The sequence below is a fragment of the Limnohabitans sp. 2KL-1 genome, assembly GCF_003063435.1.
Classification (GTDB): Bacteria; Pseudomonadota; Gammaproteobacteria; order Burkholderiales; family Burkholderiaceae_C; genus Limnohabitans_A.
Genome location: NZ_NESL01000013.1, coordinates 1 through 17,453, shown reverse-complemented (window position 1 = coordinate 17,453; position 17,453 = coordinate 1). Strand labels below are relative to the sequence as shown.

The 17,453-nt window shown below is 59.2% G+C and carries 15 protein-coding genes; 4 read left to right on the top strand and 11 right to left on the bottom strand.

Annotated elements, in window-relative coordinates; genetic code table 11:
* Positions 1-37 precede the first annotated feature (37 nt).
* The 11 genes from B9Z47_RS16685 to B9Z47_RS16635 form a co-directional block, all read right to left on the bottom strand.
* Positions 38-922 carry an SMP-30/gluconolactonase/LRE family protein gene (locus tag B9Z47_RS16685; RefSeq protein ID WP_108332351.1) on the bottom strand — a complete coding sequence of 295 codons (885 nt, stop codon included), beginning with the start codon at positions 920-922 and terminating at the stop codon, positions 38-40.
* A 17-nt stretch (positions 923-939) separates the two neighbouring features.
* On the bottom strand, positions 940-2,592 hold the full coding sequence (locus B9Z47_RS16680) for a long-chain-fatty-acid--CoA ligase (RefSeq protein WP_108332350.1): 1,653 nt from the start codon (positions 2,590-2,592) through the stop codon (positions 940-942).
* The gene (locus B9Z47_RS16675; RefSeq protein WP_108332398.1) at positions 2,589-3,131 is read right to left on the bottom strand and encodes a nuclear transport factor 2 family protein; all 543 of its coding nucleotides are present in this window, start codon (positions 3,129-3,131) and stop codon (positions 2,589-2,591) included. Before B9Z47_RS16675 ends, B9Z47_RS16680 begins: the two co-directional genes overlap by 4 nt.
* A gap of 25 nt (positions 3,132-3,156) precedes the next feature.
* Positions 3,157-5,241, bottom strand: coding sequence for an acetate--CoA ligase family protein (locus B9Z47_RS16670; RefSeq protein WP_108332349.1), 2,085 nt, complete (start codon positions 5,239-5,241; stop codon positions 3,157-3,159).
* Between the two features lie 19 nt (positions 5,242-5,260).
* Positions 5,261-6,376 (bottom strand): acyl-CoA dehydrogenase family protein, encoded by a 1,116-nt coding sequence (locus tag B9Z47_RS16665; RefSeq protein WP_108332348.1) that lies wholly within the window; start codon positions 6,374-6,376, stop codon positions 5,261-5,263.
* A gap of 2 nt (positions 6,377-6,378) precedes the next feature.
* Positions 6,379-7,590, bottom strand: a complete 1,212-nt coding sequence (locus B9Z47_RS16660; protein ID WP_108332347.1) for an acyl-CoA dehydrogenase family protein — start codon at positions 7,588-7,590, stop codon at positions 6,379-6,381.
* Between the two features lie 28 nt (positions 7,591-7,618).
* The gene (locus B9Z47_RS16655) at positions 7,619-8,596 is read right to left on the bottom strand and encodes a tripartite tricarboxylate transporter substrate binding protein (RefSeq protein ID WP_108332346.1); all 978 of its coding nucleotides are present in this window, start codon (positions 8,594-8,596) and stop codon (positions 7,619-7,621) included.
* Positions 8,597-8,878: 282 nt separating this feature from the next.
* On the bottom strand, positions 8,879-9,520 hold the full coding sequence (locus tag B9Z47_RS16650) for a TetR/AcrR family transcriptional regulator (RefSeq protein WP_158271705.1): 642 nt from the start codon (positions 9,518-9,520) through the stop codon (positions 8,879-8,881).
* 75 nt (positions 9,521-9,595) lie between these two features.
* Entirely contained in the window at positions 9,596-10,369 is a 774-nt protein-coding gene (locus B9Z47_RS16645) for an enoyl-CoA hydratase/isomerase family protein (RefSeq protein WP_108332344.1), read from the bottom strand.
* Between the two features lie 120 nt (positions 10,370-10,489).
* Positions 10,490-11,266 carry an IclR family transcriptional regulator gene (locus tag B9Z47_RS16640; protein ID WP_108332343.1) on the bottom strand — a complete coding sequence of 259 codons (777 nt, stop codon included), beginning with the start codon at positions 11,264-11,266 and terminating at the stop codon, positions 10,490-10,492.
* A gap of 137 nt (positions 11,267-11,403) precedes the next feature.
* Entirely contained in the window at positions 11,404-13,053 is a 1,650-nt protein-coding gene (locus B9Z47_RS16635; protein WP_108332342.1) for an NAD(P)/FAD-dependent oxidoreductase, read from the bottom strand.
* Positions 13,054-13,468: 415 nt separating this feature from the next.
* Here B9Z47_RS16635 and B9Z47_RS16625 point away from each other — a divergent pair, with 415 nt between their 5' ends.
* From B9Z47_RS16625 to B9Z47_RS16610, 4 genes are all read left to right on the top strand, one after another.
* On the top strand, positions 13,469-13,738 hold the full coding sequence (locus tag B9Z47_RS16625) for a helix-turn-helix domain-containing protein (protein ID WP_108332341.1): 270 nt from the start codon (positions 13,469-13,471) through the stop codon (positions 13,736-13,738).
* A 1-nt stretch (position 13,739) separates the two neighbouring features.
* A complete protein-coding gene (locus tag B9Z47_RS16620; protein ID WP_108332340.1) occupies positions 13,740-15,068 on the top strand; it encodes a type II toxin-antitoxin system HipA family toxin in 1,329 nt (442 codons plus the stop codon).
* A gap of 101 nt (positions 15,069-15,169) precedes the next feature.
* Positions 15,170-16,600: an N-6 DNA methylase gene (locus B9Z47_RS16615; RefSeq protein ID WP_369912540.1), complete on the top strand. Its 1,431-nt coding sequence runs from the start codon at positions 15,170-15,172 to the stop codon at positions 16,598-16,600.
* On the top strand, positions 16,597-17,367 hold the full coding sequence (locus tag B9Z47_RS16610; RefSeq protein WP_108332339.1) for a restriction endonuclease subunit S: 771 nt from the start codon (positions 16,597-16,599) through the stop codon (positions 17,365-17,367). The genes B9Z47_RS16615 and B9Z47_RS16610 overlap by 4 nt, the downstream gene beginning before the upstream one ends.
* The last annotated feature ends 86 nt before the right edge of the window (positions 17,368-17,453 follow it).

Below are 17,453 nucleotides of genomic sequence, written 5' to 3'. Positions count from 1 at the left end.
TGTCAGTCAATGCATTCAAAATTTGGGTCCGCAGGCATCAGACCAGCCCGTTCGAATCTGCGAACAACACTTCGGGCAAGCCTGCCGCATCGAGTCCCGAAATGGCCAGCAACGCGCCACTGTCGGGATGATCGCTGCGCAGCAAGTTGCCGCTGTCACGGATGCTGGTCACATAAAGCGTCTGCAAATCCGGCCCGCCAAAACACGGGCACGTCGGGTAAGGCACCGGCAACTGGACAGTGCGCTCGAGTTGGCCATCCGGTCTGAAACAGCCCAGCTGCCCGGTCAGCACCAACGCCACCCAAAGCCGCCCCTGCTCGTCCACCGTGGCACCATCGGGACCGGAACCCAACCCCGAGGTGTCAATGAAAGCTTCGCGTGGCCCGGCCTCACCGGTGACCGGGTCATACCGGTAACGCCAGATTTGACGCGCCAGGCTGTCGGCAAAATACATCCAGCGGCCGTCCGGGCTGAAACACGTGGCATTGGACACACAGATGCCACGGTCAAGTTCCTTCACCCGGCCTGCGGCATCCAGTTGATACAGCACGCCATGGGGTTCATGACGGCCCAGAACCAGAGAACCCAGACAGAATCGCCCGGCACGGTCCGTTCGGCCATCGTTGAGCCGCATGCGATCGGCCGGGTGTGTAATGTGCACCAGCGGCGTGAGTTGGCCGCTGCTCAGGTCCAGAAAATGCACATCGGTCTGCAACGCCACCAGCAGACGGCCGCTTTCACACAAGGCGATCGAGCCGATTTCATGCGGCATCGTCCAATCGCGGGCCACTCCGGTCGAGGGCTGCAGACTTTGCACCCGATGGCGTCGGGAATCGATCCAGTACAGGGTTTGCGTGCGCCCGTCCCAGACTGGGGATTCACCCAGCTCGTCGCGCTGCGAAGAAACGATGTCAATCTTCATGGCTGCACCGGTTGATCTCAGGCCACATCGGTGGGCAAGCGATGGTCCCTGAACTGCTCACGCAGCCGGGTCTTGAGCAATTTGCCGGTCGCGGTGTGGGGCAATTCGTCGACAAACACCACATCGTCAGGCAACCACCAGCGCACCACGCGGTCTGTCAGAAATTCCATCATCTGAGGCCCCGTCAGCGTTTCACCGGGCTTGAGCACCACAATCAGCAGCGGACGCTCCTGCCATTTGCTGTGCGGCACGCCAATCACCGCCGCCTCGCGCACGCTGGGGTGACCCACGGCCGCGTTTTCCAGGTCGATGGAAGAAATCCATTCCCCACCCGACTTGATCACGTCCTTGGAGCGGTCCGTGATCTGCACAAAACCATCGGGATCGATGTAGGCCACATCACCCGTGCTGAACCAGCCCTGCGCATCGAGCGCCGAATCGGGCGCGTTGCCGTAATAAGCACACAGCACCCAGGGGCCGCGCACACGGATTTCTCCGACAGACTTGCCGTCGTGCGGCAAACGCTGGCCATCGGCCCCAAAAACCGCCACTTCGACCCCAAAGATCGCCCGGCCCTGACGCGACTGCACCGCAAAGCGGTCCGACAAGGCTTGACCGGCGTGCTTGGGCAGCAGGCTGACCACCGTGGACACGGGGCTGGTTTCGGTCATGCCCCAGGACTGGATCACGAACACACCCAGTTTTTCTTCAAACTTTTCAATCAAGGCACGCGGTGCAGCCGAGCCGCCAACCACCACCCGCTGCAAGCGCAAGGCGCGAAGATCCAGCGCAACGCCCTGCTGGTCGATGTACTGGAAAAAGCCCAGCCAGACCGTGGGCACACCGAGGGAAAATGTGCAAGCTTCATTGACCATGTGGGCGTACAAACGTTCACCCGACAAACCCGAACCCGGCAGCACCAGCTTGGCACCGCACATCGCTGCAGCATAGGGAACGCCCCATGCATTGACATGGAACATCGGCACCGCCAGCAACACACTGTCGCGCGCACTGAGGGCCATGCCATCGGCGGCGCACAGTGCAAATGAATGCAACACGGTGGAGCGATGGCTGTAAAGCACGCCCTTGGGATTGCCAGTAGTGCCCGAGGTGTAGCACATCGAAGAAGCCGTTGCCTCATCCAGATCCGGCCAGTCGTACTGTTGCGGCAAGCCCTCGATCAGTGATTCATAGCTCACCAAATGGGGCAAATCAAGGGTGGGCAACTGATCGGCCCGGCACAAGGCCACAAAACGCTTCACGCCGGTGAGCTGCGGTGCCATTTTGACCAGCAAGTCGGCGAAATCGAGGTCAAAGAAAACAACCCCATCTGCGGCATGGCCGAGGATGTAAGCGATCTGCTCCGGGAACAAGCGCGGGTTGACCGTGTGCAAAACCGCACCCGTGCCCGCCACCGCGTAGTACAACTCCAGGTGGCGATCGCTGTTCCAGGCCAGCGTGGCCACACGATCGCCCTGAGCGACCCCCAGTGTCGGCAAGGCATGGGCCAGTTGCGCCGCACGGTGTGCCACGGTACGCCAGTTGCTGCGACGCACCTCGCCTGCATGCAGGTGCGAAACAATTTCGACATCGCCGTGGTAAGTGGCGGCATGGGCCAGCAAATCAGAAATCAGCAACGATTGGCGCTGCATCAGGCCAGCAAGGCTCATGAAGTCTCCTTATCACCCAGCACACTGGCGAGCAATTCATAAACGGGGTCTGCAGGACAACGGTCTCCAGTGGGCTGGCGCAAACCGAAATCGACGGCACGCAAACCCTGGGTCAGCGGTGTCTGGCGCATCCAGTCATACACCACGGTGCGGGCGGCAACGCGCCACTCACCACCCCGACACTCAAAACGGTCCACATAGCGGCCGCACAACAGCGTCTCCAGTGGCTTGCTTTGCGCATCCATCTCTTCCTGGTAAGCCATGAAGTAGCTTTCTACGGCGGCCACGTCCCCATGCAACTCGATCAAAATGTTGCTGATCTGATGAATCATCCGACCGGCTTTTTGCAGCTTCACGAGTGCCATGTCGATGAACCCAGCGGCCGACCCCTTGTAAGCACCGTGGTTGTCGGTCGCATCCGGCCAATACGCCGATCGCAGGGCCGCCTCATCCAGACGGTCAATGCCGCGGCAGTAACGGTAAAGCGCATCGCGGATCGCTTCCCGATCCAGCAAGCTCTGTAGCGTGTATGCGTTCATCCAAGACTCCTCTTGCAGCGGCAATTCAAGCCTGTAAAGTGATCACAGCATCCAGGCAAACCGCCCCTTGCGTGCGCACCAGCAGCGGGTTGATGTCCACACTCTGCACTTGGTTCGCATGGTCCATGGCGAAGTCGGACAAACGGCACAGGGCATCCACCACAGCCGCCTCATCGCACACCGGCGTGCCGCGCCAGCCGCGCAACAGCGCGGTCGAGCGCACGCGGTCCACCAGGGCCTGGGCACGTGCCAGGGTGAGCGGTGCCGAGGCCAGCGCCACATCCCGGTAAAGTTCGACCGCCGTACCGCCAGCCCCGTACAAAATCATCGGCCCAAAGGTCGGGTCGTTCTGCACGCCCAAAATGGTCTCAACGCCACTTTGCGCCATCGGCGTGATCAACACCCCGTCCAGGCGGGCCTGGGGCGCATGCGTTCTGGCCCGATCCATCAAGGTGTCAAACGCCGCGCGCACCGCCGCCTCATCCTGCAAACGCAGCAAGACACCGCCGATCTCGGTCTTGTGCAAAATATCCGGCGATGCAATCTTGGCCACCACCGGAAAGCCCATGCGGCAAGCCGCTTGCGCTGCGTCATGGGCCGTTTGGCAGACCTGCTCGGGCAGCACGGGCAGACCGGCCGCTGACAACACCTGTTTGGCCGATTGTTCGGTGGAAACATCGCCCAAAGGCGGCACTGCCGGGCGCTGCTGCGGCAAGGCATACAAGGTGCGGCGCTGTCGCGCCATGCGGGCAGCGGCTCCCATGGCCAGCATGGCACGGCTGGGGTCTGCAAACACCGGGATGCCCAGGGCTTCGAGCTTTTCAGTTGATTCAGGGGCTGACAGCATGACCAGCACCAAATCTTTGTGCGGGTACTTTAGGCGCAGTTGCCCCAGACGGTCTGCCGTGGCTGCAAAACGTGCAGGGGCCAGGCCCGAGTGCGCCAGATACGCGAAGACCGTGCCGTAATCCCCGTGGGCGAGCATGACTTCAATGGTGCTCGGCACACCATCGGGCACCGATGTGACTTGCGCCGTCATGTCCAGTGGATTGGCCGCAACAGCAAACGGTAACAAGGCCTGGGCAGCAGCCACCCCAGCGGCAGGCAATGCCGGCATGTGCAGCCCCAGGTCACCCGCATGGTCGGCCATCAGCACGCCGATACCGCCCGAGCCGGTGATGATGCCCAACGCATCATTGGGCGGCAAACGACCCGTGACCGTGCAGTAATAAGCGATGTCCAGCATCTCTTCAATCGACTGCGGACGGTACGCGCCACACTCTGAGAACACGGCATCAAAAACCGCATCATTGCCCGCCAGTGAGCCTGTGTGTGTGCTGGCCGCTGCCGCACCCAACTCGGTGCGCCCCACCTTCATCACCAGAACCGGTTTGCCGGCCGCAGCGGCCTTGAGCAGTGCGGCACGCAGGCGTTGCCCGTCGCGGCACGACTCCAGGGCGGCACAAATGACGTGGGTTTGAGGATCTTCCGCCAGGTAGTCGATGCACTCGGCAACGTCGATGTCGGCTTCGTTGCCGGTGGCGATGATTTTGCTCAGGCCCAACCCACGCAAAGTCGCCATGCCGTAGGCACAAGATCCAAACGCACCACTTTGCGTGGCCAGCGAGATCGTCCCGCTGCGCGGCTGCAAGCCATACAGCACGGTGGAGAAGGTGGCGAAATAACGGGTATCGACATTCAGCAACCCCAGGGAATTGGGGCCCAGCATGCGCACGCCCGCTTCACGGCACATCGCCGTCAGTCGGTCCTGCTGAGCCCGGCCTTCTGGCCCCAGCTCGGCAAATCCGGAGGTCAGCACCACCACGCATTGAACGCCTTTGGCGATACTTTCACGCACTGCCGTTTCCACACCGGCAACAGGCACCACAATGACCGCCTGATCAATGCTGTCCGGCACATCCAGCACGCTGGCCCAGGCGGGCAGGCCCTGAATCTCAGCTACCCCGCTTTTGTTGACGGGATAGATTCGGCCTTCGAATTTGGCCTCCAGCAAAAAGCGCAAGAGCCGTCCGCCAATGCGGTCGGGATCAGAAGAAGCGCCGATCACGGCCACCGACTGCGGAACAAAAACAGATTCAAGACTGTGCATATTCAACTCAAAGTAAATCTCAGGCGGCCTCAGCCAATGTTTGTGCGGTGAGCCAGTCCAGACACTCGGCCCGGTCACCATAACGCAAACTGCCCGTCATGGTCTGCACGGCCAGACGGGCTGCCAGCATCTCCCAGGTCATGCCCATGCCGCCATGCAGCTGGATGGACGACTCCGACACCATGCGCGCCACATCGGCCGCATAAAACTTCGCCAGGACCACATCGCGGGCAGTCAATGCATGCATGTTGTCATGAGCCTGCCGGATGAGCCGGCTCACCAGACCGCTGATGTTTTCATAAGCCACATACATCTCAACGGTGCGGTGCCGCAAGGCCTGGAAAGTGGACAAGGCCACGCCAAACTGCACCCGGGTGTTGAGGTAGTCAATGGTGAGTTCAATCATGGCAGCCGCAGCACCGACCGCCTCAACGCAGGTCAGCAAGCTGCCGGCATGGCGTGCACGCGTGACCGCATCTGCCGCCGCTGCGCCCCGCAGCAAAACCTGCTGATCGGTCACCTGCAAGCCATCCAAAGCCAGGTCGGTGTACTGGCGCTCGTCCACACCCACATGGTGGCGTGCTGCCGCAGCCACTTGCGCCCACTGCAGCAACACCAGCACGGACTCCTGCGTGGTCACATCATGTGCGTGCAGCAAGATGTGCGTGGCAGGCTCCGACATGTCCAGTGCGGACAAAGTCCCCATCAGGACACCATCTGCACCCAGGACCGGTCCGTGCTCGTGGCCCGAACCCACCTCACTGCTCCCCCATGCCGGGCAGACCGATGCTTCGCCCATCGTGATGGCAGACAACAAATCGGCGGCCTCTGGGTGCGCGCGCGCAGCGGTCAACAAAATCGGTGACACGGCGCAGCGGTCCGCCAACGGCACCGCCTGGCCCTGACGGGCTGCCGCTTCGACGATGGCCGCCACCTCCTGCAAACGGGCACCAACGCCACCGTCCTCCTCAGCAACCAGCACACCTTGCCAGCCCAAAGCCAGCATGTGTTGCCATTTATCGCCGGCCTGAGCATGACCCTGACCCTGCTGACGGGGGACATCCGGGCTGGCGGCCAGCCGGAGTGCCGAGTCATAAAGATCACCTGAAAAAAGCGGACTTGAGCGAAACGACATCTTCAGGCTCCAAAAAGATCACGGGCAATCACGTTCTTCTGCACTTCGCTGGTGCCGCCAGCAATGGTGCGCGAACGGTAGAACAAATAGGTGTGCACCAACTGGCGCTCTATGTCCAGCTCATCCGAGCCATCCGCTGTCGGCGGCTGCGGCAACAAACGTGGGGCATAGTGCGGCGCGGCCAGGTCATACGCCAGACTGGAAATCTGTTGGGACAATTCACTGCAATGGAGCTTGAGGGCCGATGATTTGGATGAGCGCAGCGTTCCATTCATTTCTTCATGGATGGCACTGAGCAGCATTTCCTTGGCACCCTGCGCAGACGCCTGAGCCAAAAACAAGCGCCCCATCGCGGCATGCAGGCTGGGCGTGGCACCTTGCTGTCGGATGCGTTCGCGGATCAGATCTTCAACCTGCTCTAACTGACGCAACAGGCGCGGCACCGTGGCAGGGGACAAACGCTCACGGTCCAGCAAAAATTTGGCGCACGCCCACCCCCCGCCGTCTTCACCGATGCGATGCGAGACCGGCACACGTACATCGTTGAGAAAAACCTCGTTCACATGGTGCCACTGGTCAATGGTGTGAATCGGCCGGATCTCAATGCCAGGCGTATTCAGAGGAACCAGCAGCAGCGTGATGCCGGCTTGCTTGCGCCCTTCATTGGAGGTGCGCACCAGGGTGTACATGATGTCCGCTTCGTGGGCGTGCGACGTCCAAGTCTTTTGGCCATTGATCACGTATTCGTCACCTTGGAGCACAGCCGAAGTCCTCAGCGATGCCAGATCGGAACCTGCCCCTGGCTCCGAATAGCCCTGACACCACCATTCCGATCCATCCACAATGCGGGGCAAAAACCGCGCTTGCTGTTCGGGGGTTCCAAAATGCATGATCACGGGCCCGATGTGTCCCAACCCATGGTGGTACAGCGGCGGGCAGTCCAGTTCTGCACTCACTTGCTCAAACAAATACCGCTGCTGCAAATCCCAGCCCGTTCCGCCACGCTCAACGGGCCAGCCCGGTGCCGACCAGCCCCGACGGTGAAGAATTTGCTGCCATTGCGAGAACTCGGCTCGCCCAAGCTTCTGGTTGCTTCGCACCTTCTCGCGCAAAGCCCCGGGGCAATGGGTTTGCATGAATTCCACCAATTCCTGGCGAAATGCCTCGTAGTCGATGTCGGCACGGTCTTGTGAGACAGATTCAATTGCATTCATGGGTAGGCAGTCAATTCAAAGAGTGGGCTCAGTCCGGACGGATGTTGCGGGCACGGATCACGGGCCCCCAGCGATCCAGTTCGCCTTGCAGGTAAGTCGAAAATTCTGTGCGTGTCATGGGGCGCACATCCACACCCGTACGTGCGAGCGCTTCACGCACATCACGGGTTTCAAGAACACTTCGGATGTCGCTGTAAATCCGCTGCTGCAACGGCTCTGGCGTCGCACTGGGAATGAACAGGCCAAACCAGCCACCGGCCATGAAATTCTGAAGTGCAGGCAGACCGGCCTGACTGATGGCCGGCACTTTGGGAAGACGCGGGTTGGGCCGGTCATAACCATGACCCAACACTTTGAGTTTGCCCGTTGCCACATGCGCCATCGTGGCGGGGGAATCGAACAAGGCATCCACCTGCCCGCCCAGCAAATCGTTGATGGCCGGACCATTGCCACGGTAAGGCACATGCAGAATTTTCAGACCGGCCATGTCCGCGAACTGCTCTGCTGCAATGTGCGGACTGGAGGCGTTGCCTGAAGACGCGAATGTGAGCTTGCCGGGGTGGGCTTTGCCGTAAGCGATCAGCTCGGTCAAATTGTTGACGGGCAAACTGGCCGACACGTACAAAACACTTGGGCTGTCGGCCACCATGATCAACGGTGCCAGCGCCTTGGGGTCGTAGGGCAAGTTGGGCACCATGATCTGATTGCCGATGTAACCAAATGCCGTCATGAGCAAGGTGTGCCCGTCAGCCGGTGCACGGGCCACTGCGGCCGTGCCGATGGTGGTTCCGCCCCCTGCGCGGTTGTCCACCACCACGCTTTGCCCCCACTTTTCTGCAAGGCGCGGGGCCAGCACACGCGCCAGCACATCGGTCAGACCGCCAGCCACATAGGGCACCACCAGGGTCACAGGCTTCGTCGGAAATGGGGTCAGCGGTTGCGCCAGCACGGCTTGTGAACAAGCGATGGACAAGCATCCCAACAAGGTAAAAAGACGACGTTTCATAAATTCAGTTTGAAAATTCAAGATCGCTGAAGGTGTGTTAATTTACTTTACGACCGGTAAGTTTCCAACCCCGGGATAACCCTTGTTTTCCTCTGAAAACAGGAATCAAAATGTTTTTTCAGGAAAAAACTTGCACGATGCCAAGCATGACGCCAAAGGCGTTCAGACATGCAAGCGATGCCGCAACACCGCCTTGCCGGCCAAAGCGGCGTACCGCCCTTCGCGCATGGCCGTTGACGTTAAAACGCCTGCGGCCAAGCACGGCCGACGCCGTTGTGCCAATCAGTGGTGACGCAAACCGCCTAGCACAATGTCCACAAACTGCTCCACCACACCCGATGCAGACAGCTTGCCTTGTGGCTTGTGCCAACGGCTCATGCTGTTGATGCTGGCCAGCAAGACGCGGCCGGCCATGGACGGATCAACGGCTCTGAAATGCCCTGCGCGAATGCCTTCCTGAATGAAGCCGCGCAACAATTTTTCATACTGGTCTCGCAGTTCCAGCGCTTTGGCCTTGGACTCTGACTCTTCGTGGGTTCGAAAAGCATTGGACGAGGCAATCCAGGCCTCACGGTTTTGCTGGTAATTGTCAGCGGTGGTCAGCATGAACACACGCACTTTGTCCTCCGGACTGTCGACCTGGGCGCAGGACTCACGCACACGGTTCAGCAAGGCCTCCAGTGACTCCAGCACAATTTTGGCGAACAGCGCTTCTTTGTTGGGAAAGTGGTAGTACAGCGCCGCCTTGGTCACCTTGGCCTCTTCGGCAATGTCCCGCAGCGAAGTGCCATTGAAGCCGCGCTCAGAGAACAGTCGGCAGGCAATCTCCAGCAACTGAAGTTGGCGATCCCCCCCTCGGGACGTTGCAGCCGATGTTTGCAAAGGGATCTTGAGCTCTGTTTTCCGCACGGTCCTGGTCGCCATGTTCATTCCTGTCTGACAGTGTGTAAGGGCAGAAATAACGGCCCCGCAGTGAGCCGTAGGTTAACCCATGAGCGGTCAACGCCCCACAAACCGTGGCGCACGCTTTTCCAGGAACGCCCGCTGGGCTTCGCGTGTGTCTTCGGTTTTGGACAAGGCCACGGTATTGCCCTGCTCGTAACGGTAAGCATCGCGCGTGGGCATGACCTCGGTCATTTTGGCAGCCTCTTTGGCCAGGCGCAGGGCCACTGGACTCTTGCTGGCAATTTCACGCGCCAGATCCATGCAATAAGGCATGAGCTGATCAGCCGGCACACAGGCTTCGACAAGGCCCAGACGGTACAACTCCTGGCCCGAAACTTTCATGCCCGTATAAAACATGCGTCGCGCCGTGGACTGGCTGAAGTACTTGCGGACAAAGGTCATGCCACCCGCCAGACCGACGTTGATTTCAGGCATGGACACGTAAGCATCTTCCGAAGCTACCCAGATGTCCGAAGCCATGACCAGTCCAAAACCCGCCCCCATCGCAGGCCCGTTGATGGCCACAATGATCGGCTTGCTGCATTCCGCCACGGCGTAATAGCTCTCGCGCACCAGCCGGTTGTGGCGACCATAAGCGCCCGGATTTTCACCGAGATTGGGCCTTTCGCGAATATCCGCACCAGCAGAAAACACCTTGCCAGAGCCCGTTAAAACAATGACCCGCACATCCTCTCGATCAGACAGGATGTCGAACGCCTCTGTGATTTCAGCGCGAAGTTCTGCGTTCTGAGCGTTCACCGGCGGGCGGTTCAGCGTCACGGTTGCAATGTGGTCGGCAATCTCGACCTTGAGGGTGTTGTATTCCATGGTGTCTCCAAAATGTGTGTGTACGAAACTCATTGACAACGACACCATCGGGCTGCCCCGAAGGATGTCCATAAAGATAAATTTAGATTACCGGTCGGCAAGTTACCTGTCAAGAAAAAATCAGGCCACGCTGTCGCCTGGGTGCCCCTGCGACGTGACGAGAAGCTGACCCGCAAGTTCTTTCATCAAGGCCAACAACTTTTCTCTCTGCGGCATGATGCGCTCCAGCGTGCCCCCCAAACCCAAGACCACAGGTCTTCCCTGCGCAGCAATCGGCAGCAGCACGCAGACCGTTGCACCGCCCAACAATGGAATGTTCTCTGCCAGGGCCCAGCCCTGAGTTCGGACTTCGCGCACACGCTGCATCATGAGTTCCAGAGGCTGACGGACCTGGTCGGCTGGCGTCGCAATATTGGCCCTACGCACCAGACGTTCTACCTCTTTGTCCGGGTGCGTGGCCATGAGCATCCAGCCTGTTGCTGACTGGGTCAATGGCCGCATGCTCCCTTCTTCCGTCACAAAACGCAAAGGATGCGTGGACTGGATCACGCGGATGTACTGCATGTAAACATCGTTTTGCAATGCAATCGAGACGGCTTCGCCCGTGGCACTGTGCAAATCCTGCATGACCTCAAACACCTTGCCCTGACCAAACAGGGCGTGGCTGATCCAGTCACCCAGAGCAGACACGCGCAACGTCGGGAAGTACAGCCGCGACGCACGGTCGTAGCTGAGATAGCCCAGCTGGGTGAGATTTTTGAGCAGCACCGTCCCGCTGGACTGCGGGTAATCCAATGCTTCGCAAATGTCTTTCAGAACCGCAGGGCGCTGATGGCAACGGAAAAAATCCAGCACCTCCAGAACCCGGACAGCCGACTTCACGGGGGTCACACTCATGCGAGTCTCCGGTTGACTTCTCAAAGGGCTGTGATTTTGTCACGGGCATGACGGGCCACGGCAGACGGTTGCGGGGCAAACAGGATCATTTCAGCAGGGCTGACGAGCTCAGAAGCACCGTTGCATCGCCGCAGGCATCAGGACGATGCAGAGCCCGTGACCGGATCAAAAGTGAAATGGGCACGATAGCCGTCCTGGGTGGCCAGGGCGCAGTACTCGCGGTATTTCGGGAACCCACCCGTGAACATGCTCAAGCCCTGTGGCTTGTCCTTGACGTTGGCCCCCAGGTACCAGGTTTTGGCCTTGTTCAAAAGGGATCGCTGACTCAGCGCCGCCACGGTTTTCATCCAGCCGTCCTCGGCCTCGGCGGTGGGCTCCATCGCCGTCTGGCCTGTGGCCGACATGTGCCGCATCGCATCCGCAATCCAGTCCACATCGTTTTCACTGATGCGGATGATGTTGGCCAGCGCAGCCGGACCGTTCGGTCCCGTCGTCATGAACAAATTCGGGAAACCCGCCATCATGATGCCCAAATACGAACGCGCACCCTCTGACCATTTCCTGCTGACGCGCAATCCGTCACGACCCTGCACATCCACCGCCAGCATGGCCCCCGTGAGACCGTCGTAGCCGGTCGCAAAAATCAGCATGTCCAGTTCAACCTCACCGCTCTGAGTCCGCACCCCTTTGTCGGTGATCTCCAAAATAGGGTCCTCGTTGCAATCCATCAAGTGCACTGTGGGCAAATTGAAGGTCTCGTAGTAACTGCTGTCCAGACAGGGGCGGCGCGCAAAAATAGGGTATCCGCGGGGTTTGAGTTTTTCGGCTGTCACCGGGTCTTTGACCATCTCACCGATCTTGCCGCGCACAAATTCAGCCACATGCTCGTTGGCCTCTTCGTTCACCAGCAAGTCCGAGAACGTCCCCAGCATGGCCAGGCCGCCCTGCTTCCAGGCATCTTCCATCAGCGACAAGCGCTGTGCCGGCGTGACACTGAAGAACGCACGTGTGCTGGCCGGACGGATGCCGCCTGCCGGACTGTTGCGCGCCGACTCACGCAAACCGGCGTAATTGCGCTTGACCTCGGCCACGTAATCGGGCTCCAGAGGGACGTTGCGCATCGGCATGGTGAAGCTGGGCGTGCGCTGAAAAACGAACAGCTCCCCCGCCTGCGGCCCCACCTCTTGCACGATCTGAATGCCTGTGGAGCCCGTGCCGATCACCCCCACCCGTTTGCCCGCATAACTGACAGGCTGATGAGGCCAACGGCCAGCGCGCAAGAGCTCTCCCTTGAAGCGCCCAATCCCGGGAATCTCAGGATCTTTTGGAATCGACAGCGGGCCCGTGGCCATGATGCAATAGGTCGCTTCAACGACATCGCCCTGGTCGGTCTTGACCACCCAGACCTGACGCGCATCGTCCCATTCGGCACTCGTCACGCGGGTGTTGAACTGGATATGCCGACGCAGATCAAGTCTGTCGGCCACAAAATTGATGTACCGCAGCAATTCGGGCTGGGCAGCAAACTGCTCAGACCAGGTCCATTCCTGCTCGACCTCAGGCGAGAACCCAAAGCTGTAATCGATGCTGGGCAAATCAACGCGTGCACCAGGGTAACGGTTCCAGTACCAGACGCCGCCGACATCGCTGCCCGCCTCATAGCCCTGAATCTTCAGACCCATGGCATTGAATTTATGCACGGCATACATGCCGCCAAAACCGGCCCCCACGATGACCACATCGAGCCGACGGGTGGCCGTACTGGAGTTCTGAGAAATTGAAGTCATACCGAGTCTCCTGGATTGCGCGGCAGTACCGCTGTGATCGCTTCAAGCGCCAAACACGCCATTCGGAATAGCCGTCAAACGACGGTGAAGCCCATGCGCAAATCATGCCTTACCGTTCGGCAAGTTATCAATATTTATTCAACCATACAAATCAATATCACATATGTATTTTCCAAAAAGAAACGAGGCGGCATAGCTCCTCGAATTCATGGGTCTCATGAAGGCGGCGCTGGCCTACGCCTTCTGGCTGCGTGGCCAGTAGCCCGAACAACTCACGCTGGCAGGCATTGCACTGCTGGTGGCGGGTGTGATCGGTGGGGTGCGGGTCAAGGCGGTTTGATTCGTTATCCGAATATTTGGCATTTATTCGATTCACGGGTATAGTGCATTTATTCGTTTTACGGATAAAAGAACCATGCTGCACAACCTAGTCACCCCCACACAAATGGGGCAAATTCTCAAAACAGCCCGCAAAACCAGCCAGCTCAGCCAAACCGAGCTGGCGTCGCGGGTGGGGCTCAGCCAAAGCCGCATTTCGGCTTTTGAACAACAACCCGAGAACATCGGTCTGGGGCAACTGCTGTCCGTGCTCAATGCGCTGGGTCTGGAGTTGACCGTTCAAGCACGCCAAACCACCGCGTCGCAAGCCCTGCAGGCGCGGGACAGCGACGCACCGGAGTGGTGACATGGGCCGCCCTGCACACACCCAAGCGCTGTCCATCTGGACGAACGGTGAGCGCGTCGGCACCTGGCGCATGGGTGGCCGCAGCGGCATGTCGCTGCAATACGACCCCGACTGGATGCGAGCCCCTGCAGGCAGGCCGCTTTCACTGTCGCTCCCCTTTGGCCTGAACGACAGCCCGCTCAAAGGACCAGCAGTCGCGCATTTCTTTGACAACCTGCTGCCCGACAACGACGCCATCCGCCGTCGACTGGCTACGCGTTTCAAAACCGGTTCGACCGATGCGTTTGATTTGCTGCGCGCCATCGGCCGCGACTGCGTAGGGGCTGTGCAATTGCTGGGCGAAGACGAAGCGCCACACAACGTGACCCAAATCGAAGGCACCCACATGAGCGAGTCCGACGTCGAACAACACCTGCTGCGCGTGGTCAACCCCACCAGCGTACTAGGCAACCAGGACACCGATGACGACCTGCGCATCTCTTTGGCTGGCGCACAGGAAAAAACAGCGCTGCTCTGGCATCAAGGCCAATGGATGCGGCCCCAAGGTGCCACGCCCACCACACACATCCTCAAAATGCCGCTGGGCTTGGTGGGCAACCAGAAAGTGGACCTGAGCAGCTCGGTCGACAACGAATGGCTGTGCCTGACGCTGCTGCGTGAATTCGGTCTGCCGGTAGCGCGATGCGCTGTGCTCACCTTTGGTACGCAACGCGTGTTGGCTGTGGAGCGCTTTGACCGCCAACTGCATTCATCCGGCCAATGGTGGATGCGGTTGCCACAGGAAGATTTTTGTCAGGCCTTGGGCCTGTCATCGCACCTCAAATACGAAGCCGATGGTGGCCCCGGCGTGCGCGACATTGCCCAAGTGTTGATGCGCTCAACCCAGGCCCAGACCGATCTGCGCCACTTCATGAAAAGCCAAATTTTGTTCTGGCTGCTGGCCGCACCCGATGGCCACGCCAAAAACTTCAGCATCCAGATCTTGCCGCAAGGCCAATTCAAGCTGGCCCCGCTGTACGACGTCATGTCGATCTGGCCCATTGAAGGACCCGGCCCCAACCAATGGTCGATTCACAAGCTCAAATTGGCCATGGCTTTTTGGGGCAAGAACAAGCATTACCTACACAAAGAAGTGCTGCAACGCCACCTGGTCAGCACCGCCAAAATCTGCGGCCTCAAAGCCGATGTGGCATCCATGATCGAAGACATCGTGACCCAAGCACCACAAGCCATCGCCAACACCCAAGCCCAACTGCCACACGGGTTCAAGGCAGCCGTACTCGACAAAACCCTGGCGGGCTTGCAAGCCACTTTGGCCAGGCTCGGGTGAAGGACCACATCTGCTCTGCTGGCCGCAAGCAAATATGACCTGCACCGGCTTGAGACCCTCCCCCTAAAATGCAAACCTATGTTCGAACAAACCTTTAAAATATCGATGACATCCTGCACAAAGACGCGGGTTGCACCAGCGAGCTGGACTACACCGAGCAATCCAGTTGGCTGCTGTTTTTGAAGTACCTCGACGCCCTCGAAGCCGACAAAGCCACCGAGGCGGTGCTGGAGGGGCGTGACTACCAGTTCATTTTGAGCGAACCCTACCGCTGGGCCGCATGGGCCGCCCCCAAAGGTGCCGACGGCAAGATCGACCACAACGCCGCCATGACAGGCGACGACCTCAAAGGCTTTGTCAACGCCAAACTGTTTCCGTATCTGGCGGGCTTCAAGCAACGCGCCAGCGGGCCGCAGACCATCGAATACAAAATCGGTGAAGTCTTTGGCGAGATCACCAACAAAATCCAAAGCGGCTACAACCTGCGCGACGTGATCGACCGCATTGATGAGTTGCGCTTTGGCAGCCAAGCGCAAAAACACGAGCTGTCGCACCTCTACGAAGCCAAGATCAAAAACATGGGCAACGCCGGGCGCAACGGCGGCGAATACTACACACCGCGCCCGCTGATCCGCGCCATGATCGAGGTGATGCAACCGCAAATTGGCGAACGCATCTACGACGCGGCATGCGGTTCGGCCGGCTTTTTGTGCGAAGCATTTGCGTATCTGAGCCCCAAAGCCACCAAGGCCGACGACCTGGAGACGCTGCAAAAGCGCACCTTCTACGGCAAAGAGAAAAAAAGCCTTGCGTACGTGATTGGCATCATGAACATGATCCTGCACGGCATCGAGGCGCCCAACATCGTGCACACCAACACGCTGGGCGAAAACATCAACGACATCCAGGAACGCGACCGCTACGACGTGATCCTGGCCAACCCGCCCTTTGGCGGCAAAGAGCGCAAAGAAGTGCAGCAAAACTTCCCCATCAAAACCGGGGAAACCGCCTTCTTGTTCATGCAGCACTTCATCAAGAGCCTGCGTGCCGGGGGCCGTGCGGCGGTGGTCATCAAAAACACGTTTCTCAGCAACACCGACAACGCCAGCGTGGCCCTGCGCAAACAACTGCTGACGGATTGCAACCTGCACACAGTGCTGGACTGCCCCGGCGGCACCTTTCAGGGCGCGGGCGTCAAAACAGTGGTGCTGTTCTTCACCAAAGGCGAGCCCACCCGCCAGACCTGGTTCTACCAATTGGACCCCGGCCGCAACATGGGCAAAACCAACCCATTGAGCGACGCGGACCTGGTGGAGTTTGTGCAGCTGCAAAAAACCTTTGCCGACTCAGCAAAAAGCTGGAGCGTGGCCGCCGACAGCGTGAACCTGGACACGTTTGACCTGTCGGTGAAAAACCCGAACGGCGGCGAAGCAGTGGTGCACCGCAGCCCGGTAGACATCCTCGACGAGATCGCGGCGCTGGATGCCGAAGCGGCGGAGGTGTTGGGGAATATTCGGGGGTTGTTGGCGTGAAGGCGGGGTGGCAAATCAAGCCGCTAGGCGAACTCTGCGACGTTATTGGAGGCGGAACACCTCCAAAAGATCGCCCCGACTATTACGGGGGTGATATTCCTTGGGCCACGGTCAGAGACATGCGTGCCGACATCATCACCAGCACGGAGCATTCAATTACTTCGGAAGCTGTCAAAGCCAGCGCGACTAACATCATCCCTGCGGGAAACGTCGTCATTGCGACTCGGGTTGGGCTTGGCAAGGTGTGCTTGCTTGCGCAGGACACGGCTGTCAATCAAGACCTTCGTGGCATCGTCCCAAAGTCAAACAAAGAAATTGACATCGCCTTCCTTTTTGCGTGGTTCAAAAGCATTTCAGAACAGATCATTGCCGAAGGCACTGGGGCCACTGTTCAAGGCGTCAAATTGCCGTTCATCAAAGGGCTATCTGTACCCGTGCCAACGATGGAAGAGCAACGCCGCATCGTCACCCTCCTCGACGAAGCCTTTGCCGACATCGCCACCGCCAAAGCCAACGCCGAAAAGAACCTCCAAAACGCCCGCGATTTTTTCTACGGGCAATTGCAAGCGATATTTGAATCAGGCTCGAACAGCTGGAGCAGCAGCACGCTAGGTCAGACCTACGATGTGAGAGACGGAACCCATGACTCGCCAAAGTATCAGGCTGAAGGGTATCCGCTCATCACCTCAAAAAACTTGAAACGAGAAGGTTTGAGCTTTGATGACGTGAAGCTAACTGTCATGAATCCAGAGCGACGCCCCGAATGATGAAAGAAACTTGAGGGTGGAGGAGCCAAGGGTAGATGCCGAGAAACTTTTTTGGGGACCACAACCCCGATAGCTAACTTGGCACG

Coding starts and splice junctions, on each gene's coding strand:
- B9Z47_RS16655 (WP_108332346.1), bottom strand. CDS start 8,596: ATGAAACGTCGTCTTTTTACCTTGTTGGGATGCTTGTCCATCGCTTGT.
- B9Z47_RS16645 (WP_108332344.1), bottom strand. CDS start 10,369: ATGGAATACAACACCCTCAAGGTCGAGATTGCCGACCACATTGCAACC.
- B9Z47_RS16650 (WP_158271705.1), bottom strand. CDS start 9,520: ATGGCGACCAGGACCGTGCGGAAAACAGAGCTCAAGATCCCTTTGCAA.
- B9Z47_RS16620 (WP_108332340.1), top strand. CDS start 13,740: ATGGGCCGCCCTGCACACACCCAAGCGCTGTCCATCTGGACGAACGGT.
- B9Z47_RS16670 (WP_108332349.1), bottom strand. CDS start 5,241: ATGCACAGTCTTGAATCTGTTTTTGTTCCGCAGTCGGTGGCCGTGATC.
- B9Z47_RS16675 (WP_108332398.1), bottom strand. CDS start 3,131: ATGAACGCATACACGCTACAGAGCTTGCTGGATCGGGAAGCGATCCGC.
- B9Z47_RS16660 (WP_108332347.1), bottom strand. CDS start 7,590: ATGAATGCAATTGAATCTGTCTCACAAGACCGTGCCGACATCGACTAC.
- B9Z47_RS16665 (WP_108332348.1), bottom strand. CDS start 6,376: ATGTCGTTTCGCTCAAGTCCGCTTTTTTCAGGTGATCTTTATGACTCG.
- B9Z47_RS16640 (WP_108332343.1), bottom strand. CDS start 11,266: ATGAGTGTGACCCCCGTGAAGTCGGCTGTCCGGGTTCTGGAGGTGCTG.
- B9Z47_RS16625 (WP_108332341.1), top strand. CDS start 13,469: ATGCTGCACAACCTAGTCACCCCCACACAAATGGGGCAAATTCTCAAA.
- B9Z47_RS16680 (WP_108332350.1), bottom strand. CDS start 2,592: ATGAGCCTTGCTGGCCTGATGCAGCGCCAATCGTTGCTGATTTCTGAT.
- B9Z47_RS16635 (WP_108332342.1), bottom strand. CDS start 13,053: ATGACTTCAATTTCTCAGAACTCCAGTACGGCCACCCGTCGGCTCGAT.
- B9Z47_RS16685 (WP_108332351.1), bottom strand. CDS start 922: ATGAAGATTGACATCGTTTCTTCGCAGCGCGACGAGCTGGGTGAATCC.